Origin of the sequence: Franzmannia pantelleriensis (assembly GCF_900102875.1) — a bacterium.
In the GTDB taxonomy this organism is placed as follows: Bacteria; Pseudomonadota; Gammaproteobacteria; order Pseudomonadales; family Halomonadaceae; genus Franzmannia; species Franzmannia pantelleriensis.
Map to the genome: position 1 here is coordinate 1 of NZ_FNGH01000011.1, position 25,656 is coordinate 25,656.

The window sequence follows — 25,656 nt, forward strand, 5'->3', positions numbered from 1 at the left end:
ATCTGCTCGAACGGCATGTCGTGGGTGACGAACTCATCGATCTTCAGCTCGCCGTTCATGTAGCGCTCCACGTAGCCCGGCAGCTCCGTGCGACCCTTGACCCCGCCGAACGCCGAGCCCTTCCAGACCCGCCCGGTGACCAGCTGGAACGGCCGCGTCGAGATCTCCTCGCCGGCCCCGGCCACGCCGATGATGATCGACTCGCCCCAGCCCTTGTGGCAGCACTCCAGCGCCGAGCGCATCACGTTGACGTTGCCGATGCACTCGAAGGAGTAGTCGACGCCGCCGTCGGTGAGGTCGACGATCACCTGCTGGATCGGGTCCGCGTAGTCCTTGGGATTGACGAACTCGATGGCGCCGAACTGCTCGGCCAGCTTGAACTTGTCGGGATTGACGTCGATGGCAATGATCCGCGAGGCCTTGGCCATCTGCGCGCCCTGGATCACCGCCAGGCCGATGGCGCCGAGGCCGAACACCGCGACGGTGGAACCCGGCTCGACCTTGGCGGTGTTGAGCACCGCGCCGATGCCGGTGGTCACGCCGCAGCCGAGCAGGCAGATCTTGTCCAGCGGCGCCTGCTTGGAGACCTTGGCCAAAGAGACCTCGGGCAGCACGGTGTACTCCGAGAAGGTCGAGCAGCCCATGTAGTGGTGCAGCATCTGGCCGTCCAGCGAGAAGCGGCTGGTGCCGTCGGGCATCAGCCCCTTGCCCTGGGTGGCACGCACGCTGCCGCACAGGTTGGTCTTGCCGGAGAGGCAGAACTTGCACTTGCCGCACTCGGCGGTATAGAGCGGGATGACGTGGTCGCCGACGGCCAGCGAGGTGACGCCCTCGCCGACCTCCTCGACGATGCCGGCCCCCTCGTGGCCGAGCACCGCCGGGAAGTTGCCCTCGGGGTCGGCGCCGGACAGGGTGTAGGCGTCGGTGTGGCAGACGCTGGTGGCCTTGATGCGCACCAGCACCTCGCCGGCCTTGGGCCCTTCGACGTCGACCTCGGTGACCTCCAGCGGCTTGCCGGCTTCAAGTGCGACTGCGGCGCGTGACTTCATTGGCGGACTCCTGTTGTTGTTATGCAAGGGGGCGAACGACCCATATAGAGTGGCTAATGCAGCAGTGAACGTTGATCACAGTCTAGGTGAGCTTCGGAGGGGGGATTGTGCGGCAGCGGAATAACTGCGTTGCCGAGGGGCAATATTGCTGACTGGCAATAGTGGTGGGGGATCAGCCGTGCTGGCCAGGCTCAGTCGGCCGGGCGGTGATACCACCAGCGTCGCGGCAGGCGGCCCGCGCGCAAGGCCTCGGCTGTCCCGAGCAGGTCCTCGGGGAGCACGTCGGCAAGGCGCTGTGCTGCTTGCTGCCAGGGGCTGCCGAGGTGCCGTGGCAGCACCGATTTGCCCGCCGGGGGCGGTGCTTGGCGCAGCGTCTGCCATACCTGCTCGAGGGCGGCCGGGTAGGTCTCGGGTGGGCCATGGCGGGCCAGCAGTCCGCGGCGCTGGACGTCCAGCGCCGCAACCGAGATATTCGCCAGCGGTACCGCCTCGGCGCTAATGAAGGCGTCGATGGCGGCGCGCAGCGTGTCGCTATCGGCATGTGGCGACTGCACCACATAGCCGAGTCGCGGCCAGCCCGCCGCCTCGCGGTAGCGCACCGCGGCGGCGTAGCCAAGCCCCTGGCGCTGGCGCAGTGCCTGCTGGAAGGCGGCATCATGGCACTGACCGAGCAGGCGCAGTAGCCAGCGGCTGCGCGAGCTGGCATCCATGCCCATCACCTCGAGCATCACCGCGTGATCGCTGGCCTGGGGAGCGAGCCAGATCGTGTCGCTCGGTTCGGCGGGCGGCTTCGGCGTGCCCGGCAGTGCCGGGCACCGCGCCAGCAGGTCGCCGGGGCTGGCGGCGTCACTGGCCCAGCACAAGGGCGCGAACGCCGTGTGGTCGTTGGCCGGCGATGGGGCGCTTTCCAGCCGGCCGAGCAGTCGCTGAGCAATCAGCCCGACGGTGGGTGAGTCGGCGGCATGGTCACGCTCGTCAGCCGGCCAGGCGGCCAGGGCCTGCTCGGCCAGGCCGCGCACCTGGGCCGGCGTGCCGCTGGCGATCAGCCAGTCGCCGAGGCGGTCGCCGCCGAGCTGCAGCCTTGCGCCCTGTGCCCTGGCCGCCTGCCCCAGGGCCAGGCAGCGCCGACGCCAGTGGGTCAGTCGGGGGGAGGAGTCGGGCGCTGGCCAGCTCAGGGCGCAGTGGCTGATGGCTTGGGCCTCGCGTTCGGCCACTGGCCAGGGCGGCCGACCGAGCCAGTATGCGCCGCTGGGCGTGCCGGCTGGCGCTACGTCGAGTCGCGGTGCCTGGCGCGGCGCTGGGGCGAACGCTGGGCTGGCCGCTGGCAGCACGAGGCGCGCGACCCGTGTGGCGGTCTCCTCGAGGAGGCGCCAGTCGGATGCCTGCCGTGCTACCGCCGGCCGCTGCCACAGCAGCCGGCACTGATCCGGCGCCAGCCAGGCGGCCAGGGCTGCCTGGCCGTCACTTCGCACCGAGGCCGGTGGCTTGGCGGCCTGCCCGGCGAGGCGCCGGGCTTGGCGTCGCGGCCACTGGTCGAGTGCTGCGGTGCTGTTAGCGGCAAGGCAAGTGGTGGGAGAAAGGGGATCCCGCAGGGCTGCGTTCAGAGCCGGGTAGAGGCAAGCCAGCAATTCGCTCAGTGGCGGAGGAGGAGAGGCGAAATCCAGACGTAGCGACAGCGCCGGGCCACTGCCGGCCGGCTCGCTGGTGACCTGCATATCCCGCAGCGTTGCTGCCTGGCCAAGGGTCTCGGCCAGGGCGCCGTCGGCGAGGCGTGCTGCCACGCCGTCGAGGTAGGCCCGGTAGGCGTTGGCCAGGTCGGCAGGCAGCGGCCATAGCAGCTCTAGGCAGTGGTGCGAGTGGTCCGCCTCTGCGGCTGGGACGGGCAGCTGCCAGGCCATGCCGCCCGGTTCGGCCCAGCGCCACTCGCGTGCTGGTGTCGGGGGTGGAGCGCCATGGTCGAGCGTGGCGGCATGCTGCGCCAGCAGCGCGAGCTGCTCCTCGAGTGGCTGAGGGCCGAGCATCGCCAGTGCCATGCGCCGGGGGCGGTAGTGGCGATGCAGCGCGCGCAGCTCGGCGGCCAGGCCTTCGCCGCTTCCGGCCAGGCTGGCAGCGTGGCCGGCGTGGCAGCGCCGGGCGCTATGTCCCGGTCGGCACAGCTCGCCGAGTGCCGCCAGCCGGTGCAGCTCGGGGTCGGCTAGCCGGGCGTGAAACTCGGCGTCGAGTACCGCCACTTCGCGCTCGACCAGCGCCGGATCGAAGCAGGGCCTGGCCAGTAGCTCGCAGAGGTGCGCAAGGCCCGCCCCGGCAGCAGCAGGCGGCAGCTGCAGGTGCACGTCGGTGGCGATGTCGCCGGTATAGGCGTTGTAGCGGCCGCCCTGCTCGCCGACCCAGCGGCTCAGGGCATCGGGCTCGGGGCAGCGCTGGCTGCCGAGGAACAGGCTGTGTTCGAGCAGGTGAGCGAGGCCGGGACGCGTCGCGGGCTCGTCGAGATAGCCGAGATCGACGGCGCCGACCAGGCGGGCAAGGTGGGCGCTGGGCACCTCGGCGGCGATCAGCCACAGGCCGCTGGCGTGCCGCTGTACGCGGCACCGGCTACCCACTGGCAGGCCCTGGCTCAGGTCGCTGTCATTCTGTCGCATGCTGCATCCTCGCCTAGGTGCGACAGAATACCTGCGACTCCCGTGCATTGCGCAGCGTCAGCGCCTGCGCCGAGCGGCTGTCGTCGGCGGCCTCGCGGCGCGCCGCTTCGATCAGGTGGTGGTCCGGCGACAGGTCGCAGACCGGATCGGTGGCCGCCGGATCGCCGGTCAGCATATAGGCCTGGCAGCGGCAGCCGCCGACGTCCTTGTGGCGCTCGTCGCAGCTGCGGCAGGGCTCCTGCATCCAGTCGTCGCCGCGATAGCGGTTGAAGGCGGCGCTGTCGTACCAGATCTCCTGCAGCGGGTGTTCGCGGGCGTTGGGGAAATCCATCGGCAGCATGCGGGCGCTGTGGCAGGGCAGGACCGCACCGTCGGGGGCGACGGTCATGAAGATCGAACCCCAGCCGCCCATGCACGCCTTGGGGCGATCGGCGTAGTAGTCGGGCACCACGAACAGTAGGCGCATGTCGCGGTCGCGCTCGGCGAGGCGCTGCCGCCAGCGGTTAGTGGTGGCCTCGGCGGCCTCGAGCTGGGCCTGGCTCGGCAGCAGCCCGGCGCGGTTGAGGTGAGCCCAGCCGTAGAGCTGGCAGTTGGCGAGCTCCACGGCGTCGGCGCCCAGGTCGTCGCACAGTGCGATGATGGTGTCGAGTTGGTCGATGTTGTGGCGGTGCAGCACCACGTTGAGCACCATCGGATAGCCGGCCTCCTTGACCGCTCGGGCCATGGCCAGCTTCTTGGCGTGGGCCTTGGCCGAGCCGGCCACTGCGGCGGCGACGTCGGGATCGGAGGCCTGCAGGCTGATCTGGATATGGTCGAGGCCGGCGTCGCGCAGGGCGTGGATGCGCGCCTCGTCGAGCCCCAGCGCCGAGGTGATCAGGTTGGTATAGAAGCCCAGCCGCCGCGCTTCGGCGACCAGCGTTTCGAGGTCTTTGCGCACCAGCGGCTCGCCGCCGGAGAAGCCCAGCTGCACCGCGCCCATGGCCCTCGCCTGGGTCAGCACGTCGATCCACTCGTCGGTGGTCAGCTCCTGCTTGACCGCGGCGAAGTCCAGCGGGTTCGAACAGTAGGAGCACTGCAGCGGGCAGCGGTAGGTGAGCTCGGCGAGCAGCCACAGCGGTGCGCCGGGGCTACCGTTGGCAGTGGCGGTATCGGTGTGATCAGTCATGCTGGATCCAGCCCTGTTGCTGGGCGTCGACGAGAAAGGCGTGTACGTCCTCGGCGATCGCCCCATCGGGAGCCTCGGGGAACTGCGCCTGCAGCCGCTCGATCAGCGTGGCGACATCGCGTTGGCCATCGAGCTGGCCGAGAATTGCGCCGGCGCTGTCGTTGAGTTTGACCATGCCCTCGGGGTAAAGCAGCACGTGGCGCTGCTGGGCCTCTTCCCACTGTAGTCGCCAGCCGGGGCGCAGGCGATAGACGAGCGTGTCGATGCCGGTCTGATTCATGACAGCCCCCGATGATAGACGCGCTGGTCGGTGACGGTGTGGTAGGGCGGCCGCTCGAGCTGATAGGCCAGGGTCATGGCGTCGAGCATGCTCCACAGCACGTCGAGCTTGAACTGCAGGATCTCCAGCGCGCGCTCTTGTGCAGCGCGGGTGGTGCATACGGCGAGTGCCACCTCGAGACCGTGGTCGACATCGCGGCGGGCTTCCTTGAGGCGCTTGCGGAAGTAGCCGTAGCCGGCCTCGTCGATCCACGGGTAGTGGGTCGGCCAGGTATCCAGGCGGCTCTTGTGGGCCTCGGGCGCGAACAGCTCGGTGAGCGACGAGATCGCCGCTTCGCGCCAGTCGGCGCGGCGCACGAAGTTGAGGTAAGCGTCCACCGCGAAGCGCACCCCGGGCAGCACGTGCTCCTGGGACCATAGCTCATCCCGCGACAGGCCGACCGCCTCGCCGAGGGTCAGCCAGGCCTCGATACCGCCGCCGTCGTCATCGTGGCCGTCGTGATCTAGCAGACGCTGGATCCAGCGGCGCCGGGTCGCGGCGTCCGGGCAGTTGGCCAGCAGCGCGGCGTCCTTCTGGGGAATATTGATCTGATAGTAGAAGCGGTTAGCCACCCAGCCGCGCAGCTGTTCGGGCGTGGCGCGGCCCGCCGCCATATCGACCTGGTAGGGGTGATGGATATGGTAGTAGTCGCCCTTGGCCAGCAGCGCCTGACGAAAGGCGTCGGGGCTCATGGCCTCAACTGACGTGTCGCTTAGCGGCGATGCGATGGCGGTCATAGACGGCTCCCTGGCATGATCAACAGCGTTGTTATTGTGACGCGGCTCGCGGGCGTGGGTTCACACCTCCAGGCGCATGCCGTCGAAGGCGACCTCGATGCCCTGTGCGGTAAGAGCAGCGCGCTGCTCGGAGCGCTCATCGAGAATCGGGTTGGTGTTGTTGATATGGATCAGCACGCGCCGGGTGGTCTCGGGCAGGGCATCGAGCTCGCCGAGCAGGCCATGCTCGCCGGACAGTGCCAGATGGCCCATGTCGCGGCCGGTGGCGCGGCCGACCCCGGCTTGGATCAGCTCATCGTCCTGCCACAGGGTGCCGTCGACCATGATGCAGTCGGCGTGCTGCAGGTAGCCGCGGGTGCGTTCGTCGAGTTCGCCGAGCCCAGGGGCGTAGAACAGCCGCGTGCCGCGGGTGGTGTCTTCGACCATCAGGCCAATATTGTCGCCCGGCGTGGGTGCGCCGCGACGCGGCGAATAGGGCGGCGCGTTGCTGGTCAGGGCCACGGCGGTAAAGGTCAGCCCCGGGCAGGCCGGCACCTTGAACTCGGCCTCCCAGTGGCCGTCGTCGATGCCGATGCGCTGCCACGCGAGCCCGCCCTGCCAGTGCTCCAGCATGCGAAATAGCGGGAAGCCGGTGCTCAGGTCCTGATGCACATTGGGCGTGCACCATACCTCGAACGGGCAGCCCTCACGCAGCGATAGCAGGCCGGTGGCGTGGTCGATCTGGGCATCCATCAGCACCACCCCGGAGATGCCGCTGTCGCGCGGGATACGCTTGGGGTGCAGCTCGGGGTTAGCGGCCAGCTGGGCACGAATGTCGGGGGAGGCATTGCACAGCAGCCAGTGCTCTCCATCACTGCTGATGGCGATCGATGACTGGGTACGCGGGGTCGCCTTGATGCTGCCATCGCGTACGCCGCGGCACATCCGGCAGTTGCAGTTCCACTGCGGAAAGCCGCCGCCTGCCGCCGCCCCGAGTACCAGTATCTGCATGCCGCCTCCTAGCCTATTCCTGCGTGCTTCACCATCATTCAAGCGGTGCGCCGTCGTTATGGTGTTTTATAAGGTAATCATCAAATGTCGCCATTTAATACCCACCAAAAGCAAGACGCCCCGAAACTCGGAGCGTCTTACCAGTAGGCCGTGATCAGCGGTTGGCGATGTAGAGCGTGACTTCGAAGCCTAGGCGCAGATCCTGGTAGGTCGGTTTGGTCCACATAGGAACACTCCTGTCGACAGTGGGTTGGCACTTCCAATGACCAGTAAAGCACGTCATGGGTTCCGCGCCTTGCTACCTAAGTCGCATATGGCGTCATCGGGGCCGGCTAGCGAATGCGCCACATGGTGTGCTATCCCGGTATTGCTTATAAAGCATGGCATTACGGCGATTTTCCGGTGAGGCGGGATACTTTTCTTCGATTATGCCGCCACAGCAAAAGTCTTTTGACCATTTTGGGAGACGAAAACCCACCCGGTAGCACCGGTGCAAGGCCGGTTCTTGTGCTAGACCTTCAATGTGCTGTTAGGAAAACCATAACAATGAAAGATGCATCCGTGGCCCAGTCCCGGGCGAGGGGATGCACCTTCAGTGCTAGGAGACAACGCCATGCATCTCAAGACGAGCTGCGCACTCGCAGCTGCGGGGCTTCTGGCTGTTACAGCGGCGACTACCCACGCCAATGACAGCCTGATGGAACTACTCGAAAATGATGACCTATGGGCCACCCAACTCGGTAACTACCACGGCCACCGCTACAGCAAACTCAGCGATATCAACCGCGACAACGTCAGCAACCTGCGACCTGCCTGGCAGTTCTCAACCGGCGTGCTGCGCGGCCATGAAGGCGGGCCGCTATACGTTGGCGACGGGCGGCTCTACATCCACACGCCTTTCCCCAATAAGGTATTTGCGCTCGATCTGGAACAGGACGGCCGGCTGGTCTGGTCTTATGAGCCGGATCAGGATTCACGCGTCATTCCGGTAATGTGCTGCGATACCGTCAACCGCGGCGTGGCCTACGCCGACGGCAAGATCTTCCTCAACCAGGCCGACAACACCGTGGTGGCGCTCAACGCTGAAGATGGCGAGGTGCTGTGGGAAGTCAGTAACGGTGACCATACCCAGGGCGAGACCATGACCATGTCGCCACTGGTGGTGCATGACAAGGTTATCGTCGGGGTCAGCGGCGGCGAGTACGGCATCCGCGGCCACCTCACCGCCTACGACATCGAGACCGGCGAGATGGCCTGGCGTGGCTACTCCCAAGGGCCTGACTCCGAGGTGCTGATCGACCCCGAGACCACCCTGATGATGGGCGAGCCGATTGGCGAGGCCGACCTCGGCGTAACCACCTGGCCTGACGGCGAGTGGGAACGCGGCGGCGGTGCGCCCTGGGGCTGGGTGACCTACGACCCCGAGCTTGATCTGATCTACTACGGCACCGGCAACCCGGGGACCTGGAACCCCGATCAGCGCGCCATCGACGGCGAGCCGGCGGATAACAAGTGGGGCATCACGGTGTTCGCCCGCGATCCCAGCACCGGCGAGACCAAGTGGGTCTACCAGAAGGTGCCCTTCGATGAGTGGGACTACGACGGCGTCAACGAGAACGTGCTGATCGACGTCGAGGTCGACGGCGAGATGCGCAAGGGCCTGTCGATCATCGACCGCACCGGCTTCGGTTTCCTGATGGATCGCGAGACCGGCGAACTGATCACCGTCGAGAAATTCGCCCCGGAAACCAACTGGGCCACTCACTATGACATGGAGACCGGGCGTCCGGTCGTTGATGAGGAGTTCAGCCCCTTCACCCAGGGGGTGAATGTCAACACCACCGATATCTGTCCCACCGCGATGGGCGCCAAGAACATGCAGCCGAGCTCGTTCTCGCCGGAGACCGGGCTGATCTATGCCGGTATCAACCGCATCTGCATGAACTATGAGCCCTTCGAGACCGACTATGTGGCGGGCCAGCCCTACGTCGGTGCGACCCTGACCATGATGCCGGCACCGGTGGAGAACGGTGGCATGGAAGGTCGCATGGGCAGCTTCATCGCCTGGGACCCGGTTGCCGGGGAAGTGGTGTGGGAAGTCGACGAGCGCTTCGCGGTCTGGAGCGGCGCGCTGACCACCGCCGGTAATCTGGCCTTCTACGGGACCCTCGAGGGCTACGTGAAGGCGGTCGACATCGACAACGGCGAGGAGCTGTGGCGCTTCAAGACCCCGTCCGGGATCATCGGTAACGTCAACACCTTCCGCCATGAGGGCAAGCAGTATATCGCCGTGCTCTCCGGGGTTGGTGGCTGGGCCGGTATCGGGCTTGCAGCAGGGCTCGAGGATCCCGAGGAAGGCCTCGGGGCGGTAGGCGTGTTCTCTGCTCTGTCGGACTACACCGAACTGGGCGGCGTACTGACCGTGTTCGAACTGCCTGACGCCTGAACGGAGTGATTGCCATGGCGCCTCGGCGCCATGGCAGCTCTCCCCTGCAAGGAGCGGCAAGTCCCTGACAGCAATACAGTGACAATTGGCGCCGGGCACTACCCGGTCAGATAACGAGCGCTGCCGCGACTCTCGCGACAGCGCTCGAACAGTAAGGGCACGCACATGATGAGAGTCTTCACGTCACGCCAGACGTCCCGTTTTGCCACACCCTCGCTGGTCGCCGCCCTGATGGCAGCCGGCCTGAGCATATCCACGTTGGCCCTGGCCGGCGGTGACAACGATAAAGAGAACGGTGACACCGTCGATACCAGCGCCGCCGGGGAGTATCTGGTCGAGGACGGTAAGGTCGACCCCGACACCTACGACGGTTATATCGCCTATACCCGCTCCTGTCAGGCTTGCCACGGGCCCGATGGGCTGGGTTCCTCCTTTGCACCCAATCTGGTGCGTGCTTCGGAGCGGCGTGATTTCGCCGAGTTTGCGCGGACCATTGCCGGTGGCCGTGAAGTGCAGCCGGGTCAAGTCATGCCGGCGTTTGCCGACGATCCTTACGTGCTGGGCAATCTCGAGAACATCTACAGCTATATGCGTGGCCGTGCGGCGGGCGACATCGGCCGCGGGAGGCCGCAGATCATCGAGCGCCTGGAAGAGCAGGTCAGCGATGAGACGCTGGAGGCCGAAGAAGAACGCGAAGACGAGGAATCTTGACGCGGCGGGCGCTGAGACCGCCATCCCACCTGCACCCTGGCAAGCGGAGAGCGTCATGAGGTTACGCGGTTCACTGATATGTGTGACGGCAGCCGCCTGGCTGCTGTTCCAGGGCATCGGTGCGGTCTATGCCGACCTGCCCGAGCTGTACGAGCGCGACCAGCTGCGGGTCTGCGCCGACGGCAACAACCTGCCGTTTACCAATAGCGCCGGTGAGGGCTTCGAGAACCGCATTGCCGAGCTGATGGCCGACGATCTGGGCGTGCCGCTGCGCTACGTCTGGGCGCCGCAGGTCATGGGCTTCGTGCGCAATACCCTCGAACTGCGCGTCTGCGATGTAATGATCGGGGTGGTGGCGGGCTACGAGCACCTCCAGAACACCAATGAATACTACCGGTCGGTGTATTCGCTGGTGGTGCCGGAGGATTTCGAGCATGAGATCACCCGCCTCGATGACCCGGCACTCGAGGGGCTGGATATCGGCGTGGTCGCCGAGACGCCGCCCATCGTGCCGCTGCGGCGCAGCGGTGCCACGGTGCGCAACTACCTGCTGCAGGTCGATACCCGCGAGCGCGCCCCAGTGCGTGATGCGGTCGATGATGTGGCCAGCGGCACTTTGGATGGCGCGGTGATCTGGGGGCCGATGGCCGGCTACTTCGCCGCGCGTCACGATCCCCCTCTCAAGGTACTGCCGCTGCATGAAGATGACAGCGATGTGCGCCTGGACTTCCGCATTACCATGGGCATCCGCCGCGGCGAGCCGCAGTGGAAGGACTGGATCAACGACTTCATCGCCCGCCATCAGGACGAGATCAATGCCATTCTGGTGGAGTATCAGGTGCCGCTGCTCGATCGTCGCGGGGCGCTGATCGATCCGACCACGCTTGACGCGGAGGAGGCATCATGAACAGCTCCCGTCCCTCCGCACTGATACTCAGCCTGCCGTTGGGCCTGCTGCTGGCGCTGGCATCGCCGCCCCCCGCTGAGGCCCAGCGTGCCGCTACCGGTCCTCCCGACTGGCCCTGCGTACAGCGCCTGGTGCCGGAGCTGGCCTGGGGCACTATCTGGACCGGACCTTCGCTGGATGAGGTCGAGGAGGCGTGGTACGACGACGAGGAGGTGGGCCGCGTGGTGCGCTATGCCATGGCCCGCGAGACCCGCAGCGACGACGCCATGCAGAGGGTAAGCGAGTTCGTCGATAGCCTCGCCGCCGACGACCCCGCCGAACGCGAGGCGCGCCTGACGCTGCTGTTCTCGGGCCTCTTCGAACTCACCCAGCGCGAGCGTAGCCGCACCATCGAGCGTATTCGGGGCGCGTCCCGCGCTCAGGTCGCGCGGCTCGAGAAGGTTGCCGAAATGGTCGACGAGCTCGAGGCACTGCGCGGCGAAGATGACATGGATCTGCAGCAGGAGGAGGAGCTTTCCAAGGCGCTGTTCTGGGAGCAGCGTACTTTCCAGACACGCCAGCAGTCGCTGCCGGCGCTGTGCGAGCAGCCCTATCTGCTCGAGGAACGGCTCGGCCAGATGGTACGCATCATCGACGCCGGGATGTAAGGCCGCCAAGGCGCGCTAACAACGACAATAGACGCGGGCGATCCCCGCTAGGGAGTGCATATGTGGGCTGATAACGTAGGGGCTCGCCCGCTGGCGGGCTGGCTGGTGGCGGGCTCGCTGGCCGCCAGCGTGGCGCTGGCGGGGCCGGTGCTGGCGCAGGACGAGGAGGTCGCCACCATCACCCTGGGCTACCTGGGCATGGAGCGACCCGACGATCTCGAGCCGCTCTCGGTGCTCGACCCGGTGATCGACGATGACGGCGTGCAGGGCGCGCGCCTGGCGGTCAATGATAACAACGCCACCGGCCAGTTTCTCGGCCAGGAGTTCGTGCTGGTCGAGGCGATGGTGGAGCCGGGCGGGGATGTGGCCGCCGGCCTCGAACAGCTGATCGAACAGGGCGCCGACTGGATTATCAGCGGGTTGAGTGCCGATGATCTCGGCACTGTGCTCGAGCACCAGTCGCTCGGCGAGCGGGTGGTGTTCAACGCCGCGGCACGCGATAACCACCTGCGCGGTGAGTCGTGCCACCCTCAGTTGTTCCACAGCGTGCCCAGCCGGCGCATGCTGGCCGATGCCCTGTCGCAGTTCCTTGGCTACAAGCAGTGGGACCGCTGGGGGCTGGTCTACGGCAACACCGATCAGGATCGGCTGTTCGCCGAGACCCTGCGCGAGTCCGCCGAACGCTACGGCCATGAGGTGGTCAGCGAGAAGATGTGGCCCTACGAGGCCATGGCGCGACGCTCCGAGGGCGGCTTTCACGATATCCAACGCGAGATTCCGGTGTTCCTCCAGGAGTTCGCCGAGCACGACGTGCTGGTGATCTCCGACGAGACCGACTACTTCGGCGAGTTCTTCCCCAACCAGACCTGGCTGCCGCGGCCGGTGGCCGGTACCCAGGGGCTAATGGCCACCGCCTGGCACCGCTCCCATGAATCCTGGGGGGCGGTGCAGCTGCAGCGGCGCTTCGAGCGGCTCGCCGAGCGCTGGATGACGCCTCAGGACTTCGGCGCCTGGCTGGCGGTTCGCTCGCTGGGCGAGGCCGCCGCGCGCACCGGCTCGGTGGAACGCGCCGAGGTGATCGACTATATGCTCAGCGACGAGTTCGAGCTGGCCGGCTACCTGGGCTTCCCGGTCAGCTACCGCACCTGGAACCACCAGCTGCGCCAGCCGATCCTGATCAGCGGGCCGCGCATGGTGGCCTCGGTCTCGCCCCAGGAGGGCTATCTGCATCCGCGCACGCCGCTGGATGCCATGGGTGTCGACGAGGGGGAATCACAATGCCAATTCTAAGCCGCGAGACTGCCGCCATGTTCAAACCGACGCTCCTCGGGCTGGCGCTGGGCGCCCTGGCGCTGACCCCGCTGGTCGCCAGCGCCGAGCGTATCTTCGTCTCCAACGAGAAGGACAACACCATTTCGGTGATCGACGGCGCGAGCCTCGAGGTCATCGAGACCATCGACGTCGGCCGCCGGCCGCGCTCGATGGCCTTCAGCAGCGACGGCAGCGAGCTGTTCGTCGCCGTGGGCGACGACGAGGCGATCGACATGATCGATCTCGAGACGCTGCAGGTAGTGCGCAGCCAGGCCTCCGGCGAGGATCCCGAGGTGATCCGCGTCGACCCCAACCGACCCTACATCTACGTCTCCAATGAGGACGACAACATCGTCTCGGTGCTCGACTACGAGCGGCGCACCCTGGTTACCGAGATTCCGGTGGGCGTAGAGCCGGAGGGCCTCGGCATCAGCCCCGACGGCCGCTGGCTGGTCTCCACCACTGAGACCTCCAACATGGCGCATATCATCGACACCGAACTGATGGAGACCGTGCACCACCGGCTGGTGGGAGCGCGTCCGCGCCACGCCGAGTTCACCCACGACGGCAGCGAGGCCTGGGTCTCGGCGGAGATCGCCGCCACGGTGTCGATCATCGACATGGTCGACAGCTTCGACGTCGAGCACACCATTCGCTTCGATGTGCCCGGCGTGCCGCGTGAGACCGTGCAGGCGGTGGGCATCCAGCTTACCTCCGACGGTCGCTACGGCTTTGTCGCGCTGGGCCCCTCCAATCGCGTGGCGGTGGTCGACCAGCAGACCTACGAGGTGCTCGACTATATCCTGGTCGGTCAGCGGGTCTGGCACCTGGCGCTCAACGAGGACGAGACGCGGCTCTACACCACCAACGGCGTCAGCGGCGATGTCACGGTGATCGATGTAGAGAGCCTCACCGCGCTGCAGTCGATACCGGTAGGGCGCTTCCCGTGGGGGGTGATCGTCCAGCCATGACGGTGGGCGAGAGCACAGAGGTTCCCGCGCTCGAGGTGGAAGGGCTGAGCTTCAGCTACAGCGGCAAGCCGGTGTTGCAGGAGGTTGGCCTGCGCCTCGAGGCGGGGCAGTTCACGGTCTTGCTGGGCCCCAACGGGGCCGGCAAGACCACCCTGTTTTCGCTGATCACGCGGCTCTACGACCGCCGCGTGGGCAGCATTCGCGTCGGCGGCTTCGAGCTGCGGCGGGATGCCGTGGCGGCCCACGCGCGGATGGGCGTGGTGTTCCAGCAGCCGACCCTGGATCTCGATCTCACGGTGCGACAGAACCTCACCTATCACGCCGCCCTGCACGGCATGGGCCCTCGTGAGGCGCGGCGGCGTGCCGAGGAGCAGTTGCAGCGGGTGGGGTTGGGCGAGGCGCTCAAGACGCGGGTGCGCCAGCTCTCCGGCGGCCAGCGGCGGCGGGTGGAGATTGCCCGTGGCCTGCTGCACCGACCGCGCCTGCTGCTGCTGGATGAGCCCACCGTGGGGCTGGATATTGCCGCGCGCCGCGATCTGGTCGAGCGGGTCCACCGGCTGTGCGTGGACGAGGGCGTGGCGGTGCTGTGGGCCACCCACCTGATCGACGAGGTCTACCCGGACGACCGTGTGGTGGTGCTCGACGCCGGACGGGTGCGCGCCAGCGGCAGCGTCAGCGAGGTGCTGGCATCCAGCGGTGCCACCAGTATCGGCGAGGCCTTCGACACCCTGACCCGCGGTCCCACCGAGGTGGCCACATGAACCGCTACCTGCACTGCCTGCGCGGCGTGGTCAGCCGCGAATTGCTGCGCTTCCTGCACCAGCGCACGCGCTTCGTGGCGGCGCTGGTGCGGCCGCTGATCTGGCTGTTCGTGTTCGCCGCCGGCTTTCGCATGGCGCTGGGCGTGGCGATGACCGACCCCTACAAGACCTACATCCTGTATGAGGTCTATATCATCCCCGGCCTGGTGGGCATGATTCAGCTGTTCAACGGCATGCAGAGTTCGCTGTCGATGGTCTACGACCGCGAGATGGGCAGCATGCGCGTGCTGCTAGTCAGCCCCTTCCCGCGCTGGTACCTGCTGCTGTGCAAGCTACTGGCGGGGACCATGGTGTCGATCGTGCAGGTCTATGTGTTCCTGACTATCGCCTGGTTCTACGGCATCAAGGCGCCGCCGATGGGCTACCTGTGGATCCTGCCGGCGCTGGTGGTCACCGGCTTCATGGTCGGCGCCCTGGGCATGCTGCTGTCGACCTTCGTCAAGCAGCTGGAGAACTTCGCCGGGGTGATGAACTTCGTAATCTTTCCGATGTTCTTCCTCTCCTCGGCGCTCTATCCGCTGTGGCGGATCCGCGAGGGCAGCTATCTGGTCTATCAGATCGCTTCGCTCAACCCCTTCACCTACGCTGTGGAGATGATTCGCTTCGCGCTCTATGAGCAGCTCAACGTTGATGCGGTGCTGATCGTGGCGGCCACGACCCTGGTGCTATTGGCGCTGGCGATTCTGGGCTATAACCCGGCACGGGGCATGATGGCGCGCAAGGGTGGCGGCGGAGAGTAAGAGTGACTATTGCGCTTCCTGCTGGGCTTCGAGATAGCGGATCACCGCCTGGCGCGGGGCCTCATCCAGCCCCCACAGCACCATGCGGTTACCCGGCAGCAGCCCCTCGGGGTCGGCCAGGAAGGCGTCCAGCATCTCGGCATCCCAGTGGAAGTCTTGCGCGTCCAGCGCGGTGGAGTAGTCGAAATCCTCGAGGCCGCCTACCGGGCGGCCGATCACCTCGAACAGGCTTGGGCCGGCGCGATGTACGCCCTCCTGCAGCGCATGGCAGCCGAAGCAGTGGTTGCGGAAGACGCGTTCGCCTTCGCGAACATCGTCGGCCAGCGCCGGCAGCGCTGCGCTGGCGGTCAGCACGGCAAGCGGCAGCCAGGCACCCGGGCAGCGGGATAGGGGCATCGCGTCAGCGCTCCTTGGGGTCAGAAGCAGCGCAGGTCGGCTTCGGCCTGGGCACTGCGGAACTGGCGCACCTGATCCTGTAGGCCGCGCTCGGTGCGGAATAGCACGCCGAGCTCGCCGCGCTGGTCGTTCATGCGCATCACGGTTTCGACGGACTCGTACTCTTCATAGGGAATCAGCTCGGCGATCACGTCGATGCTGCATGAGCACTGTTGCATTACCAGATGGTTCTGGCCGTTGGCGGCCATACAACCGAGCACGTAGTCGACGCGGGTCGAGGTGGGATAGTCGTTGGCCATTGCCAGCGGCGCGGCAAACAGCAGCCCAGCAAGCAGCGCGAACGCTGCAGGCCGTGATGTGGCGTGGCGCATCTTGTTGTTATGGCGCATGCAGTACCTCGGGTGAGTGGCGTGATATCACCCTTTAACGTTATGTCAGGCGCGGCGCTTTCGCCAGCGTCGATCACTCACCGAGGAGACCTGGCGCTTAGGCACTATCGCCTAGCGTGACCGCCGCTGCTCGGGCGCGTCCTTGACCTCGTAGTCGCCCTCCAGCACCTGCTGATGGTGCGTATGCCGTTCGGCTCGGCCGCTGCCAATGTCCTGGGCCTGTTCGGCGCGCATGCGCTCCATGCGTTTCTTCATGCGGTGGCGCATAAACGGCAGCATGGCCCAGCCGACCAGCAGGAAGAACAGGCCGATGACGGTACCCACGATCATCAGGGTGCCGAACAGCAGCCAGGTGAAGAACAGGCGCAGGCCGCTGGGCCGGCCCTGGCGGGCGCGTTCCCGCCACTGCTGGGCGGCCTGCCAGGCGGGGTTGTCGCGCGGGTCTCGAGAGTTGGGCATTAGCGGCTCCGGAAAAGCATCAAGTTGAGCGTGTGGCTATTGGAAGTCACCCGCCGCGGATCGTTCCGCACAGCTAGATAAGCCGCCAGCCGGCGGCGGTGGCGATACCGGCGGCAATCGCCAGCAGCGGCTTGCGACTGGCGAGCATCACGACGAAGGTGGCAACCAGCGCCAGCCGGGCGCCCCAGTCGCCATAGACGGCCATCGGCGTGATCACCGCCACCAGCACCGAGCCAGCCATGGCGTTGATAAAGCGCTCGACCCGCGGGCCGATGGGCACCCGCGACATCACCAGCACCCCGCCGCTACGTGTTAGGTAGGTGACCAGTGACATGATCAGGATGGCCAATATGGCGCCGAGTGGCGTTAGCGGCAGGCTCATGGCGAGCCCTCCTTGGGTTTGCTGCGCGGCGGTATCAGCAACCCGGCGATGCCGCCGGCCAGGGCGCCGACGATGACATGGGAGTTCTCAGGCAGCCAGGCCAATGCAGCGAGGGCGGCCAGCGCCGCAGCAGCCCAGGGCACCAGCACGCCGAGGTCGAGCTTGCCGCCCACCAGCATCGCCAGCAGGAAGCAGCCCATGATCACGTCGAGGCCGAAGCGTTCGGGCTCGCTGATACCGCTCCCGAACACCACGCCGAGCAGGGTGCCGAGCATCCACGCCAGCCACAGCGCGATACCGCCGCCCACCAGCATGCCGACATTGGTCTCGCCGCGGCGGTAATCGGCGGCGGCCATGGCCCAGTTGGAGTCGCTCATCAGTGCCAGGCTGGCGTAGCGCTGGCGCACCGGCAGATGACGCAGCCAGGGGTAAAGGGCGGCGCCCATCAGCAGGTGGCGGGCGTTGATGGCGAAGGTTGAAGCGATCAGTGCGATCAGCGGAATCTGTGGCCCCCACAGCTCGAGGGCGGCGAACTGCGAGGCGCCGGCGAATACCATGCCGCTCATCAGCAGCGTCTCGAGTCCTGACAGCCCGCGCTGGATCGCTGCCACGCCAAACGCCAGGCCGAAAGCGATCACGAACAGCGACAGCGGCGCCATGCGCTTAAGGCCCTTGAGGGTGCCCGGCCAGTCGAGCCGGGCGCTCATGCCTGCCAGGCCTCGGCGACCAGCGACAGGCTGTGCAGGCGGTCCTCCTGGGCGTAGACATCGGTGGTCATGATCAGCTCGTCGGCGCCGGTGCGGGCGACGAACTCGCTGAGCTGCTCGCGGACTGTCTCGGGGCCGCCGATCACCGCGGCCCCCAGGAACTGGCTCACCTGGGCCTGCTCCATGGGCGACCAGTCGAGCTGCTCCTGGGGTGGCTGGGCGCGAGTGCTGCGGCCGCGGATCAGATTGAGGAACTTCTGCCGCGCGGTGCTGGCCAGGTAGTCGGCATAGGCGTCGCTCTCGGCGGCGATCACCGGCAGACCAACCATCGCGTAAGGCGCGTCGAGCACCGCCGAGGGGCGGAAGTTGTCGCGGTAAAGGCGCAGTGCCTCGTGCAGGTAGCCGGGGGCGAACTGCGCGGCAAAGGCGAACGGCAGCCCCAGCTTGGCGGCCAGCTGGGCGCTGTAGCCGCTGGAGCCGAGCAGCCACAGCGGTACCCGGGTGCCCTGACCGGGAATCGCCCGCACCCGCTGGCCGGGCTGGGCGTCGTCCAGGTAGCCGGCGAGCTCTTCGAGGCGCTGAGGGAAGTCGTCGACCCCGGCGTGGGAGTGGCGGCGCAGAGCGGCCATGGTGGCGCCGTCGGAGCCCGGCGCACGGCCCAGCCCGAGGTCGATGCGCCCGGGGTAGAGCGTCTCCAGGGTGCCGAACTGCTCGGCGACCACCAGCGGCGGGTGGTTGGGCAGCATGATGCCGCCGCTGCCGACGCGGATGTGCTGGGTCGCCCCGGCAATATGACCAATCAGCACCGCGGTCGCGGCGCTGGCGATACCGTCGATGCTGTGGTGTTCGGCGAGCCAGTAGCGGGTGAAACCGAGCGCCTCGGCGTGTCGGGCGGTGGCCACGCTGTCCGCGAAGCTGTCGGCGATGCTGCCGCCGTGGCGAATCGCCGCCAGGTCGAGCACCGAGAGGCGGGTGGTGGCGAGTTGGCTCATGGGTCCCCCGGGAAAGTCATTAGCGTGCTTGCTATCTATTACCTCCTTATGGGGGTGGCCGATATATTTTGCAAATGCTTTGTGTCTCGGCCTGCCCCTGGCGTCCCTCGCGCGATTGGCCGGGGACGACTTCTTGCGGCACCTCGGCGGCGGGTGTTACTGCTAGAGGGGTATGCTAGGTTGTACAGAAATGTGACAAATCGATAGGGAGTGTCGTATATGGCCAACCCCGGAGGGCAGCGGGTCTTCTCGGTGTCAGCGGTAATCATCGTTGCGCTGGTGGCGGTGGGCGCCATCTTCCCCGAGCGATTTGGTGCCGGCGCTGAAGCGGCGCTGGCCAATGTGACCCAGCTGTTCGGCTGGTTCTATCTGTTTTCTGTATTCGGTTTCGTGGTGTTCCTGCTGGGGCTGGCGTTCAGCAAGTATGGCAAGATCCGCCTGGGCCCTCAGGACAGCTCGCCGAGCTATACCTTCTTCTCCTGGGTCAGCATGCTGCTGGCCGCCGGCTTCGGCGTCGGCCTGGTGTTCTACGGCATGGCCGAGCCGATGTTCCACTATATCGACCCGCCCTACGGTGACGTCGAGGCCGAGACTACCGACGCTGCGCGCTATGCCATCCAGTACAGCTACTTCAACTGGGGCATCCACCAGTGGGCGGCCTTCTCGCTGGTCGGCCTGATCATCGCCTACTTCCAGTTCCGCAAGGGGCAGGCCGGGCTGGTCTCGTCGGTGCTCTCCTCGGTGACCGCCAAATATCCCAAGGCTCGGCCCTATGCGCCGGCACTGGATGTGTTCGCGGTGGTGGCCACGGTGATGGGCGTGGCGACCTCGCTGGGGCTTGGCGTGCTGCAGATGAACGGTGGTCTGAATGCGGTCTTCGGCCTGCCCGAAGGGGTGCTGTGGCAGTTCATCATTCTATTGGTGATGTTCCTAGCCTATATGGCGTCGACCTGGTCGGGTCTCGACAAGGGCATCAAGCGGCTCTCCAACCTCAATATGATCCTGTGCATCGGGCTGATGTTGTATGTGCTGGTCACCGGCCCGACCCTGGCGATTCTCGAGACTATCACCCTGGGCATTGGCGACTACCTTCAGAACTTTATCGGCATGAGCTTGCGCATCTCTCCCTACAGCGATAACACTTGGGCGAGCTCCTGGACGATCTTCTACTGGGCCTGGGTGATCGCCTGGTCGCCGTTCGTCGGCACCTTCGTGGCGCGGGTGTCTCGCGGTCGTACCATCAAGGAGTACGTGTTCGGCGTGCTGCTGGTGCCGCCGCTGCTGGCCTGCCTGTGGATCGGCGTGTTTGGGGGCGCGGCGCTCAACATGGAGCTCGGCGGCGATGTCGGTCTGGCTGCGGCGACTGAAGCCAACATCACCGTGGCGCTGTTCGAGATGTTTGCGCTGATGCCGTTTACCCCGGTGCTGTCGATCATCGCCATGTGCCTGATCTTCATCTTCCTGGTGACCTCGGCGGACTCGGCGTCCTATATCGTTGCTCAGATGACCGACAACGGCTCGATCAATCCGCCGCTCTACAAGCGGGTGGCGTGGGGCGTGCTGATCGCCGCTATCTGTCTGACGCTGATCGCCGCCGGTGGTCTCACTGGCCTGCAGTCGGCCGCGGTGCTCTCGGCGCTGCCGTTCACCTTTATCCTCTACGGCATGGTCTATGTGCTGATCAAGGAGCTTCGCGCCGACCGCAAGGCGCTGCTGACCCAGCTCTACCGCCGCCACGGCGAGACGCCGGTAGGCGCCGACGCCTTCGAGGCCGAGATGCTCAGCGAAGAGGAGCGCGTACGCCGGGCACCGAACGTGATCAATCGTCGTATCAATACCCGCGATAACTGAGAGGAGCGTGATGGGTGCCGCGCTCGCGTCTGACATGGCAGATGCGAGCGCGGCGTTTTATGATGGTGCTCGGAGTCATTACGACAATAACGGGAGCACCGCGCTGACCATGCCGCTGTTCAGGAAGCGCCGCTTCGGCTCGCGACGCTCACACGGGGCAACGCCGCGATTGATGCCAATGCGGCGTCATTCACGCTTCGACGACTGGTTGAATCGCTGCGTCGACATCGCCGTCACCCTGGCGCTGCTGGTGGGAGGCGTGGCGCTGGCGGTACACCTGCTGCTTTGACATCATCCGCTGCGCCTATCCGCAGGCCGTGCCTTGAGATAGTTGATCACGCCGCCGGCAGCCAGCAGTGCGCGCTGCCGCTGGCTGAGCCCATGGTGCAGCCGTATCTCGCCCTTGCCGACGACCTCGGCGGAGAGCGTGGCGCTGGCGGCCAGCTGGGCATGCAGGTCACGGATGATAATGCGGTCATCCTGCGCCAGGCGCTCGGCGTCTGCGTCGTCGATGAAGGTCAGCGGCAGCGCCCCAAAGCACACCAGATTCTGCCAGTGGATGCGTGCGAAGCTTCTGGCCAGTACCACCTGCAATCCCAGGTAGCGCGGTACCAGGGCGGCGTTCTCGCGACTCGAGCCCTGGCCGTAGTTGTGGCCGCCGACGATGGCATGGCCGCCGCGCGTGCGGGTCGCCTCGGCACGCGCCGCGTAGTCGGGGTCGACCGCCTCGAAGGTGAACGGCGCCGAGGCGTAGACGCTGCTCCAGTAGGGCATCACCCGCTGGCCCGCCGGCATGATGTCGTCGGTGGAGATATTGTCCCCAGTGATGAGCAGCACCGGCACCTCCAGGGTGTCGGGCAGCGCAGCGAGCTCCGGCAGCGCCGGGGTGTTGTCGGTCTTCTGCAGCGGCTTGAGGCGTGCCTCGGCGGGTGGCAGCGGCGCCGTGAAGAGGTCGCGATTGATCACCATGCGCGGCGGTTCGGCGATTCGCGGGTAGGCCATGTCGAGGCTGCGTGGATCGGTGATCACTCCTGCCAGGGCCGAGGCGGTGGCGGTCTCGGGGCTGCACAGGAAGACGCTGTCCTCGCGGGTGCCGGAGCGGCCCGGGAAGTTACGCGGCACGGTGCGCAGGCTATTAAGGCCCGCCGCCGGGGCCTGGCCCATGCCGATGCAGCCGTTACAACCGGTCTGATGGAGGCGCGCGCCGCAAGCGACCAGGTCGGCCAGGTAACCCTCGTTAATCAAGGTGGTCAGCACCTGACGCGATGACGGGTTGATGTCCAGCGAAACACCGTCGGCGACGCGGCGTCCGCGCACCATTTCTGCCACCACCGCGAAGTCACGATAGCCCGGATTGCCCGAGGAGCCGATGTAGGCCTGGTGCAGCGGCTCGCCGGCTACCTCGCGCACCGCTACCACCTTGTCGGGGCTCGAGGGCAGCGCGATCAGTGGCTCCAGGCTGGACAGGTCGAGGGTCTCCTCACGGTCGTAGGTGCAGCCCGGCTCGGCGGCGAGCGGTTGCCAATCCGCCTCGCGTCCACGCGCTGCCAGGAAGCGGCGGGTCTCTTCGTCGCTGGGAAATACCGTGGCGGTGGCGCCCATCTCGGTCCCCATATTGGCCAACACGTGGCGGTCCATGGCGGAGAGATGCGCCAGGCCCGGCCCGTGGTATTCGATGATGGAGTTCTTGCCGCCGGCCACGCCGTGGCGGCGCAGTAGCTCGAGCACTGCATCCTTGGCCGAGACCCAGTCGGGCAGGCGCCCCTCGAGGCGGATACCCCAGATCTCCGGCATGGTCAGGTAGAGCGGCTCGCCGGCCATGGCCATGGCCACCTCGATGCCGCCAGCGCCGATGGCCAGCATGCCCAGCGAGCCGGCCGCCGTGGTGTGGCTGTCGCAGCCGACGATGGATTGGCCCGGCACCCCGAAATGCTCCATGTGTACCGGATGGCTGATGCCGTTGCCGGGGCCGGAGTACCAGACCCCGAAGCGTTCGCAGGCGCTCTTCAGGAACAGGTAGGTCTCGGCGTTGAGCTGGTCGGCCTGGACCAGACCGTGGTCGATGTACTGCACGCTAGGCGAGGTGTGTACTCGATCCAGGCCCATGGCTTCGAGCTCGAGCATCACCAGGGTGCCTAGCACGTCCTGCAGCAGGGCCTGGTCGATGCGCAGTGCGATCTCGCTGCCAGGCGTCAGGTCGCCTTCGATGAGGTGGGCGTGAATCAGCTGTTGGGCGAGGTTGAACGGGGAGTGGGGTGTGGTCATGGACGCTGCCTCTGGCGTGTTGTTGTCGTGGTTGATTGGTCTAGCGCGCTGGTGGGTGCAACTGTGCGGCGCGGGCGGCAAGGATGTGCGCACGCATCACCGATGCAGCCCATTCGCCGTCGCCGGCGGCCAGTGCGCGGATGATCTCGCGGTGGTGGCGCATGCTGCTGTGAAGCTCTTCACCGCTGTAGTGATGGAAGCTGCGACGTGACACCGGGACTTGGACGATGGCCTCGAGCAGGCGCTGCAGTCGCGGGCTATCGGCGGCGGTGATCAATTCCGCGTGAAAGCGATTGTTGAGTCCCGCGATCTCGTCGATGGCCAGGTCGTCGCCACGCTCGCACAGCTGCTCCATGTGGCAGGCCAGCTCGCCCAGCGAGTCGAGCCGCGAAGGATCGATGCGCGAGGCCGCGCGCCTGACCACCTGCGGCTCGAGCAGCACTCGCAGCTCGAAGACCTCTTCCACGTCGCGCTGGGTCCAGGACACCACTCGCGCGCCATGGTGGGGGATCACCTCGACCCAGCCGTCAGACACCAGCCGGCGCAGGGCTTCGCGAATCGGCGTACGGCTGAGTTCCAGCTCCTGGCCGATAGTGGCCTCACGGATATAGCTGTTGGCGGGATACTGCCCATCCAGGATGCGCTGCTTGATGATGGCGTAGACGCGGTCTGCGGCGGTCATGGGCTGACTCTTTTCAGGGCACGGGACGACGAGGGCGAAAACTGACGGCGCTCGCCGATCTTACGTGCATAGCCTAAGGTCGTAGCGGTAATTGTGTACCATTATTTGAAATATCGCACAATATAGGCCTATATTGGCGTCGAAACGAGAAGAGTTGTATACCATTTTAGGTTAAGCCCGATCTCTTCCATAACGATAACGCTGAGACCGCCATGACCACGTGCCCCACCCGAGTCGTCACGCTCGTGCCCAGTCCCAGAGCCGCCACCCGTGCCGATATGCCGGCCATGCGGTGCGCCGGAGATAAACCATGAGCCTATCTGCCGCGGAATTGGCAGGGGTCAGGGCGTTGACCTTCGATGTCTTCGGCACCGTTGTCGATTGGCGCAGCAGCGTGATTCGCGAAGGCCAGGCGCTGGGCGCGGCGCGGGGGTTGAACGTCGACTGGCCCGCCTTTGCCGATGCCTGGCGCGGTGGCTATGCGCCGGCCATGAACCGCGTGCGCCACGGTGAACTGCCATGGACGCGCCTCGATGAGCTGCATCGCATGACGCTCGACAGGCTACTCGACGAATTTTCTATCCACTCGCTGAGTGAAGCCGACAAGCAGCATCTCAACTGCGTCTGGCACCGGCTGACGCCTTGGGATGATAGCGTCGAGGGCCTGCATCGCCTGCGCCAGGGGTTTGTTCTCGCCACCCTCTCCAACGGTAATGTGTCGCTGCTGGTCAATATGGCCAAGCATGCTGGCTTGCCGTGGGACTGCATCCTCTCGGCGGAACTGGCCGGGCACTATAAGCGCGATCCCGAGGTCTATCAGATGGCGGCACGCTTGCTCGACCTGCGCCCCGAGCAGATCATGCTGGTCGCCGCCCATCAGGACGACCTGCAGGCCGCCCACCATGAAGGCTACCGTACCGCCTTCGTGATGCGCCCGCTGGAGCACGGCCCCGACGCTGAGCCTGATCTGAGCATCGATCCAGTGTTCGATTACGTGGCGCATGACTTTCACGACCTGGCTGACCAATTGATGCGGGTCTGAAGCGAGACACTGCCATGAAGCTTGATACCACCTCACTCAAGCTGTTCGTCAGGGTCGCCGAAAAGGGCACTATTGCCGGTGCTGCCGAGGCCGAATTCATCGCCACCTCGGCGGTGAGCAAGCGCATCAGTGAGCTGGAAGAGGTGTTCAATACCCCGCTTTTGACACGTACTAACAAGGGTGTAGAGCTGACCGCGGCGGGTATCGCCTTGCTCAATATGGCACGAGGCGTGCTGCATAATCTCGATGATATTTTCGTTCAGATGCGTGAGTATTCCAGCGGTTTGCGCGGCAATGTGCGCGTCTATGCCAACATGTCGGCCATTACCCAATACTTGCCCGGCGAGATACAATCTTTTTTTCTGGAACATCCAGAAATCAATATCCACCTGGAAGAGAAAGTCAGCCCTATCATTACCCGTGAGGTGGCCAGTAACGGTGCAGATGTGGGCGTGTGTGCCCTGCTTCCGCACGGTCATAGCCTGGAAACTTTTCCCTATCATACCGACGAGCTGGTGGTAGTGGCCCCCCGTGATCACCCGCTGGCGATCCATGACAGCATCTATTTCGACGAAACCCTGGGGCACGCCTATGTCGGGCTTCAGTCGGCGAGTGCCATCAATCTCGAACTGATCAAGGCCTCCAGCCTGGCCAATCGGCCGCTGAATATCCGCATTCAAGTGACTAGCTATGACGCCCTTTGTGTGATGGTGGAAGCGGGCTTGGGGATTGGTGTGGTGCCGCGAGGTGCGCTGCGCCCATATGCCGGGGGGATCGGGATAAAAGTGATTTCCCTGCGCGATGAGTGGGCAAGACGCAAGCTGGCCATCTTCGTCAATTCATTCGAATCCCTGCCCATGGCGGCACGTCTTTTTGTCAAACATTTGATGGAATCTTCACAAAAAAGTCAGCATATGGCGCTGAATAGTGTCTGACCGTTCTTGCCATCGTATTTCGCGATGGCAGGGTCATCAATCACTATTGCCTGAGGGCCATTCTTACTTTCAACTGCCCAATGAGCTCCACTATATTCTGGTC

The 25,656-nt window shown here is 65.8% G+C and carries 27 protein-coding genes; 12 read left to right on the forward strand and 15 right to left on the reverse strand.

Going from position 1 to position 25,656, the window contains the following annotated elements:
• The 7 genes from BLT16_RS14145 to pqqA all read right to left on the reverse strand — a co-directional run.
• On the reverse strand, positions 1 to 1,049 hold a 1,049-nt coding region (locus BLT16_RS14145), incomplete at its 3' end, for an S-(hydroxymethyl)glutathione dehydrogenase/class III alcohol dehydrogenase (protein ID WP_089659164.1).
• Between the two features lie 191 nt (positions 1,050 to 1,240).
• Positions 1,241 to 3,688, reverse strand: coding sequence for an insulinase family protein (locus BLT16_RS14150; protein ID WP_176817242.1), 2,448 nt, complete (start codon positions 3,686 to 3,688; stop codon positions 1,241 to 1,243).
• Positions 3,689 to 3,701: 13 nt separating this feature from the next.
• Positions 3,702 to 4,853 (reverse strand): pyrroloquinoline quinone biosynthesis protein PqqE, encoded by a 1,152-nt coding sequence (gene pqqE / locus BLT16_RS14155; protein WP_089659166.1) that lies wholly within the window; start codon positions 4,851 to 4,853, stop codon positions 3,702 to 3,704.
• Complete coding sequence (pqqD, locus tag BLT16_RS14160; protein ID WP_089659167.1) at positions 4,846 to 5,133, reverse strand: pyrroloquinoline quinone biosynthesis peptide chaperone PqqD; 288 nt, start codon at positions 5,131 to 5,133, stop codon at positions 4,846 to 4,848. The genes pqqE and pqqD overlap by 8 nt, the downstream gene beginning before the upstream one ends.
• Entirely contained in the window at positions 5,130 to 5,909 is a 780-nt protein-coding gene (pqqC, locus tag BLT16_RS14165) for a pyrroloquinoline-quinone synthase PqqC (RefSeq protein ID WP_089659168.1), read from the reverse strand. The genes pqqD and pqqC overlap by 4 nt, the downstream gene beginning before the upstream one ends.
• Before the next feature lie 60 nt (positions 5,910 to 5,969).
• Entirely contained in the window at positions 5,970 to 6,899 is a 930-nt protein-coding gene (gene pqqB / locus BLT16_RS14170) for a pyrroloquinoline quinone biosynthesis protein PqqB (RefSeq protein WP_089659169.1), read from the reverse strand.
• Between the two features lie 154 nt (positions 6,900 to 7,053).
• A complete protein-coding gene (pqqA, locus tag BLT16_RS20690; protein WP_076750166.1) occupies positions 7,054 to 7,125 on the reverse strand; it encodes a pyrroloquinoline quinone precursor peptide PqqA in 72 nt (23 codons plus the stop codon).
• A gap of 387 nt (positions 7,126 to 7,512) precedes the next feature.
• Here pqqA and BLT16_RS14180 point away from each other — a divergent pair, with 387 nt between their 5' ends.
• From BLT16_RS14180 to BLT16_RS14215, 8 genes are all read left to right on the forward strand, one after another.
• Positions 7,513 to 9,345: a methanol/ethanol family PQQ-dependent dehydrogenase gene (locus tag BLT16_RS14180; RefSeq protein WP_089659171.1), complete on the forward strand. Its 1,833-nt coding sequence runs from the start codon at positions 7,513 to 7,515 to the stop codon at positions 9,343 to 9,345.
• Positions 9,346 to 9,510: 165 nt separating this feature from the next.
• Positions 9,511 to 10,056, forward strand: a complete 546-nt coding sequence (locus BLT16_RS14185) for a c-type cytochrome (RefSeq protein WP_089659172.1) — start codon at positions 9,511 to 9,513, stop codon at positions 10,054 to 10,056.
• Positions 10,057 to 10,111: 55 nt separating this feature from the next.
• Positions 10,112 to 10,963, forward strand: a complete 852-nt coding sequence (locus BLT16_RS14190; RefSeq protein WP_176817243.1) for a quinoprotein dehydrogenase-associated putative ABC transporter substrate-binding protein — start codon at positions 10,112 to 10,114, stop codon at positions 10,961 to 10,963.
• Positions 10,960 to 11,610: a hypothetical protein gene (locus BLT16_RS14195; protein WP_089659174.1), complete on the forward strand. Its 651-nt coding sequence runs from the start codon at positions 10,960 to 10,962 to the stop codon at positions 11,608 to 11,610. Before BLT16_RS14190 ends, BLT16_RS14195 begins: the two co-directional genes overlap by 4 nt.
• A gap of 60 nt (positions 11,611 to 11,670) precedes the next feature.
• Entirely contained in the window at positions 11,671 to 12,900 is a 1,230-nt protein-coding gene (locus BLT16_RS14200; RefSeq protein ID WP_089659175.1) for an ABC transporter substrate-binding protein, read from the forward strand.
• Positions 12,888 to 13,892, forward strand: a complete 1,005-nt coding sequence (locus BLT16_RS14205) for a PQQ-dependent catabolism-associated beta-propeller protein (RefSeq protein WP_089659176.1) — start codon at positions 12,888 to 12,890, stop codon at positions 13,890 to 13,892. Before BLT16_RS14200 ends, BLT16_RS14205 begins: the two co-directional genes overlap by 13 nt.
• Positions 13,889 to 14,653: an ABC transporter ATP-binding protein gene (locus tag BLT16_RS14210; protein WP_089659177.1), complete on the forward strand. Its 765-nt coding sequence runs from the start codon at positions 13,889 to 13,891 to the stop codon at positions 14,651 to 14,653. The genes BLT16_RS14205 and BLT16_RS14210 overlap by 4 nt, the downstream gene beginning before the upstream one ends.
• Positions 14,650 to 15,453 (forward strand): ABC transporter permease, encoded by an 804-nt coding sequence (locus tag BLT16_RS14215; RefSeq protein ID WP_089659178.1) that lies wholly within the window; start codon positions 14,650 to 14,652, stop codon positions 15,451 to 15,453. Before BLT16_RS14210 ends, BLT16_RS14215 begins: the two co-directional genes overlap by 4 nt.
• Before the next feature lie 6 nt (positions 15,454 to 15,459).
• Here the strand turns inward: BLT16_RS14215 and BLT16_RS14220 are convergent, their stop codons facing one another.
• From BLT16_RS14220 to BLT16_RS14245, 6 genes are all read right to left on the reverse strand, one after another.
• Positions 15,460 to 15,849 (reverse strand): c-type cytochrome, encoded by a 390-nt coding sequence (locus tag BLT16_RS14220; RefSeq protein WP_089659179.1) that lies wholly within the window; start codon positions 15,847 to 15,849, stop codon positions 15,460 to 15,462.
• Positions 15,850 to 15,869: 20 nt separating this feature from the next.
• Positions 15,870 to 16,238: a hypothetical protein gene (locus BLT16_RS14225; RefSeq protein WP_245701681.1), complete on the reverse strand. Its 369-nt coding sequence runs from the start codon at positions 16,236 to 16,238 to the stop codon at positions 15,870 to 15,872.
• A gap of 111 nt (positions 16,239 to 16,349) precedes the next feature.
• Positions 16,350 to 16,697, reverse strand: a complete 348-nt coding sequence (locus BLT16_RS14230; RefSeq protein ID WP_089659180.1) for a hypothetical protein — start codon at positions 16,695 to 16,697, stop codon at positions 16,350 to 16,352.
• A 73-nt stretch (positions 16,698 to 16,770) separates the two neighbouring features.
• On the reverse strand, positions 16,771 to 17,079 hold the full coding sequence (locus BLT16_RS14235) for an AzlD family protein (RefSeq protein WP_089659181.1): 309 nt from the start codon (positions 17,077 to 17,079) through the stop codon (positions 16,771 to 16,773).
• A complete protein-coding gene (locus tag BLT16_RS14240) occupies positions 17,076 to 17,786 on the reverse strand; it encodes an AzlC family ABC transporter permease (RefSeq protein ID WP_089659182.1) in 711 nt (236 codons plus the stop codon). The genes BLT16_RS14235 and BLT16_RS14240 overlap by 4 nt, the downstream gene beginning before the upstream one ends.
• The gene (locus BLT16_RS14245; RefSeq protein ID WP_089659183.1) at positions 17,783 to 18,778 is read right to left on the reverse strand and encodes an LLM class flavin-dependent oxidoreductase; all 996 of its coding nucleotides are present in this window, start codon (positions 18,776 to 18,778) and stop codon (positions 17,783 to 17,785) included. The genes BLT16_RS14240 and BLT16_RS14245 overlap by 4 nt, the downstream gene beginning before the upstream one ends.
• Before the next feature lie 219 nt (positions 18,779 to 18,997).
• Here BLT16_RS14245 and BLT16_RS14250 point away from each other — a divergent pair, with 219 nt between their 5' ends.
• Positions 18,998 to 20,629 carry a BCCT family transporter gene (locus tag BLT16_RS14250; RefSeq protein ID WP_089659184.1) on the forward strand — a complete coding sequence of 544 codons (1,632 nt, stop codon included), beginning with the start codon at positions 18,998 to 19,000 and terminating at the stop codon, positions 20,627 to 20,629.
• 109 nt (positions 20,630 to 20,738) lie between these two features.
• Entirely contained in the window at positions 20,739 to 20,918 is a 180-nt protein-coding gene (locus tag BLT16_RS20695) for a hypothetical protein (protein ID WP_143025080.1), read from the forward strand.
• Between the two features lie 2 nt (positions 20,919 to 20,920).
• Here the strand turns inward: BLT16_RS20695 and BLT16_RS14260 are convergent, their stop codons facing one another.
• Both BLT16_RS14260 and BLT16_RS14265 read right to left on the reverse strand, forming a co-directional pair.
• Positions 20,921 to 22,894: an aconitate hydratase gene (locus BLT16_RS14260; RefSeq protein ID WP_089659186.1), complete on the reverse strand. Its 1,974-nt coding sequence runs from the start codon at positions 22,892 to 22,894 to the stop codon at positions 20,921 to 20,923.
• Between the two features lie 40 nt (positions 22,895 to 22,934).
• On the reverse strand, positions 22,935 to 23,576 hold the full coding sequence (locus BLT16_RS14265) for a GntR family transcriptional regulator (RefSeq protein WP_089659187.1): 642 nt from the start codon (positions 23,574 to 23,576) through the stop codon (positions 22,935 to 22,937).
• 310 nt (positions 23,577 to 23,886) lie between these two features.
• Here BLT16_RS14265 and BLT16_RS14270 point away from each other — a divergent pair, with 310 nt between their 5' ends.
• Both BLT16_RS14270 and BLT16_RS14275 read left to right on the forward strand, forming a co-directional pair.
• Entirely contained in the window at positions 23,887 to 24,618 is a 732-nt protein-coding gene (locus tag BLT16_RS14270; protein ID WP_089659188.1) for a haloacid dehalogenase type II, read from the forward strand.
• A gap of 14 nt (positions 24,619 to 24,632) precedes the next feature.
• A complete protein-coding gene (locus BLT16_RS14275) occupies positions 24,633 to 25,553 on the forward strand; it encodes a LysR family transcriptional regulator (RefSeq protein WP_089659189.1) in 921 nt (306 codons plus the stop codon).
• The last annotated feature ends 103 nt before the right edge of the window (positions 25,554 to 25,656 follow it).

Bases quoted from the DNA above. Each gene is read 5' to 3' on its own strand.
- BLT16_RS14150 (WP_176817242.1), bottom strand. From the start codon at position 3,688: ATGCGACAGAATGACAGCGACCTGAGCCAGGGCCTGCCAGTGGGTAGC.
- BLT16_RS14200 (WP_089659175.1), top strand. From the start codon at position 11,671: ATGTGGGCTGATAACGTAGGGGCTCGCCCGCTGGCGGGCTGGCTGGTG.
- BLT16_RS14190 (WP_176817243.1), top strand. From the start codon at position 10,112: ATGAGGTTACGCGGTTCACTGATATGTGTGACGGCAGCCGCCTGGCTG.
- BLT16_RS14220 (WP_089659179.1), bottom strand. From the start codon at position 15,849: ATGCCCCTATCCCGCTGCCCGGGTGCCTGGCTGCCGCTTGCCGTGCTG.
- BLT16_RS14185 (WP_089659172.1), top strand. From the start codon at position 9,511: ATGATGAGAGTCTTCACGTCACGCCAGACGTCCCGTTTTGCCACACCC.
- BLT16_RS14265 (WP_089659187.1), bottom strand. From the start codon at position 23,576: ATGACCGCCGCAGACCGCGTCTACGCCATCATCAAGCAGCGCATCCTG.
- BLT16_RS14215 (WP_089659178.1), top strand. From the start codon at position 14,650: ATGAACCGCTACCTGCACTGCCTGCGCGGCGTGGTCAGCCGCGAATTG.
- BLT16_RS14195 (WP_089659174.1), top strand. From the start codon at position 10,960: ATGAACAGCTCCCGTCCCTCCGCACTGATACTCAGCCTGCCGTTGGGC.
- pqqD (WP_089659167.1), bottom strand. From the start codon at position 5,133: ATGAATCAGACCGGCATCGACACGCTCGTCTATCGCCTGCGCCCCGGC.
- BLT16_RS14240 (WP_089659182.1), bottom strand. From the start codon at position 17,786: ATGAGCGCCCGGCTCGACTGGCCGGGCACCCTCAAGGGCCTTAAGCGC.
- pqqB (WP_089659169.1), bottom strand. From the start codon at position 6,899: ATGCAGATACTGGTACTCGGGGCGGCGGCAGGCGGCGGCTTTCCGCAG.
- pqqC (WP_089659168.1), bottom strand. From the start codon at position 5,909: ATGACCGCCATCGCATCGCCGCTAAGCGACACGTCAGTTGAGGCCATG.
- BLT16_RS14250 (WP_089659184.1), top strand. From the start codon at position 18,998: ATGGCCAACCCCGGAGGGCAGCGGGTCTTCTCGGTGTCAGCGGTAATC.
- BLT16_RS14205 (WP_089659176.1), top strand. From the start codon at position 12,888: ATGCCAATTCTAAGCCGCGAGACTGCCGCCATGTTCAAACCGACGCTC.
- BLT16_RS14230 (WP_089659180.1), bottom strand. From the start codon at position 16,697: ATGCCCAACTCTCGAGACCCGCGCGACAACCCCGCCTGGCAGGCCGCC.
- BLT16_RS14180 (WP_089659171.1), top strand. From the start codon at position 7,513: ATGCATCTCAAGACGAGCTGCGCACTCGCAGCTGCGGGGCTTCTGGCT.
- BLT16_RS14245 (WP_089659183.1), bottom strand. From the start codon at position 18,778: ATGAGCCAACTCGCCACCACCCGCCTCTCGGTGCTCGACCTGGCGGCG.
- BLT16_RS14235 (WP_089659181.1), bottom strand. From the start codon at position 17,079: ATGAGCCTGCCGCTAACGCCACTCGGCGCCATATTGGCCATCCTGATC.
- BLT16_RS14260 (WP_089659186.1), bottom strand. From the start codon at position 22,894: ATGACCACACCCCACTCCCCGTTCAACCTCGCCCAACAGCTGATTCAC.
- BLT16_RS14225 (WP_245701681.1), bottom strand. From the start codon at position 16,238: ATGCGCCATAACAACAAGATGCGCCACGCCACATCACGGCCTGCAGCG.
- BLT16_RS14270 (WP_089659188.1), top strand. From the start codon at position 23,887: ATGAGCCTATCTGCCGCGGAATTGGCAGGGGTCAGGGCGTTGACCTTC.
- pqqE (WP_089659166.1), bottom strand. From the start codon at position 4,853: ATGACTGATCACACCGATACCGCCACTGCCAACGGTAGCCCCGGCGCA.
- BLT16_RS14210 (WP_089659177.1), top strand. From the start codon at position 13,889: ATGACGGTGGGCGAGAGCACAGAGGTTCCCGCGCTCGAGGTGGAAGGG.
- BLT16_RS14275 (WP_089659189.1), top strand. From the start codon at position 24,633: ATGAAGCTTGATACCACCTCACTCAAGCTGTTCGTCAGGGTCGCCGAA.
- BLT16_RS20695 (WP_143025080.1), top strand. From the start codon at position 20,739: ATGCCGCTGTTCAGGAAGCGCCGCTTCGGCTCGCGACGCTCACACGGG.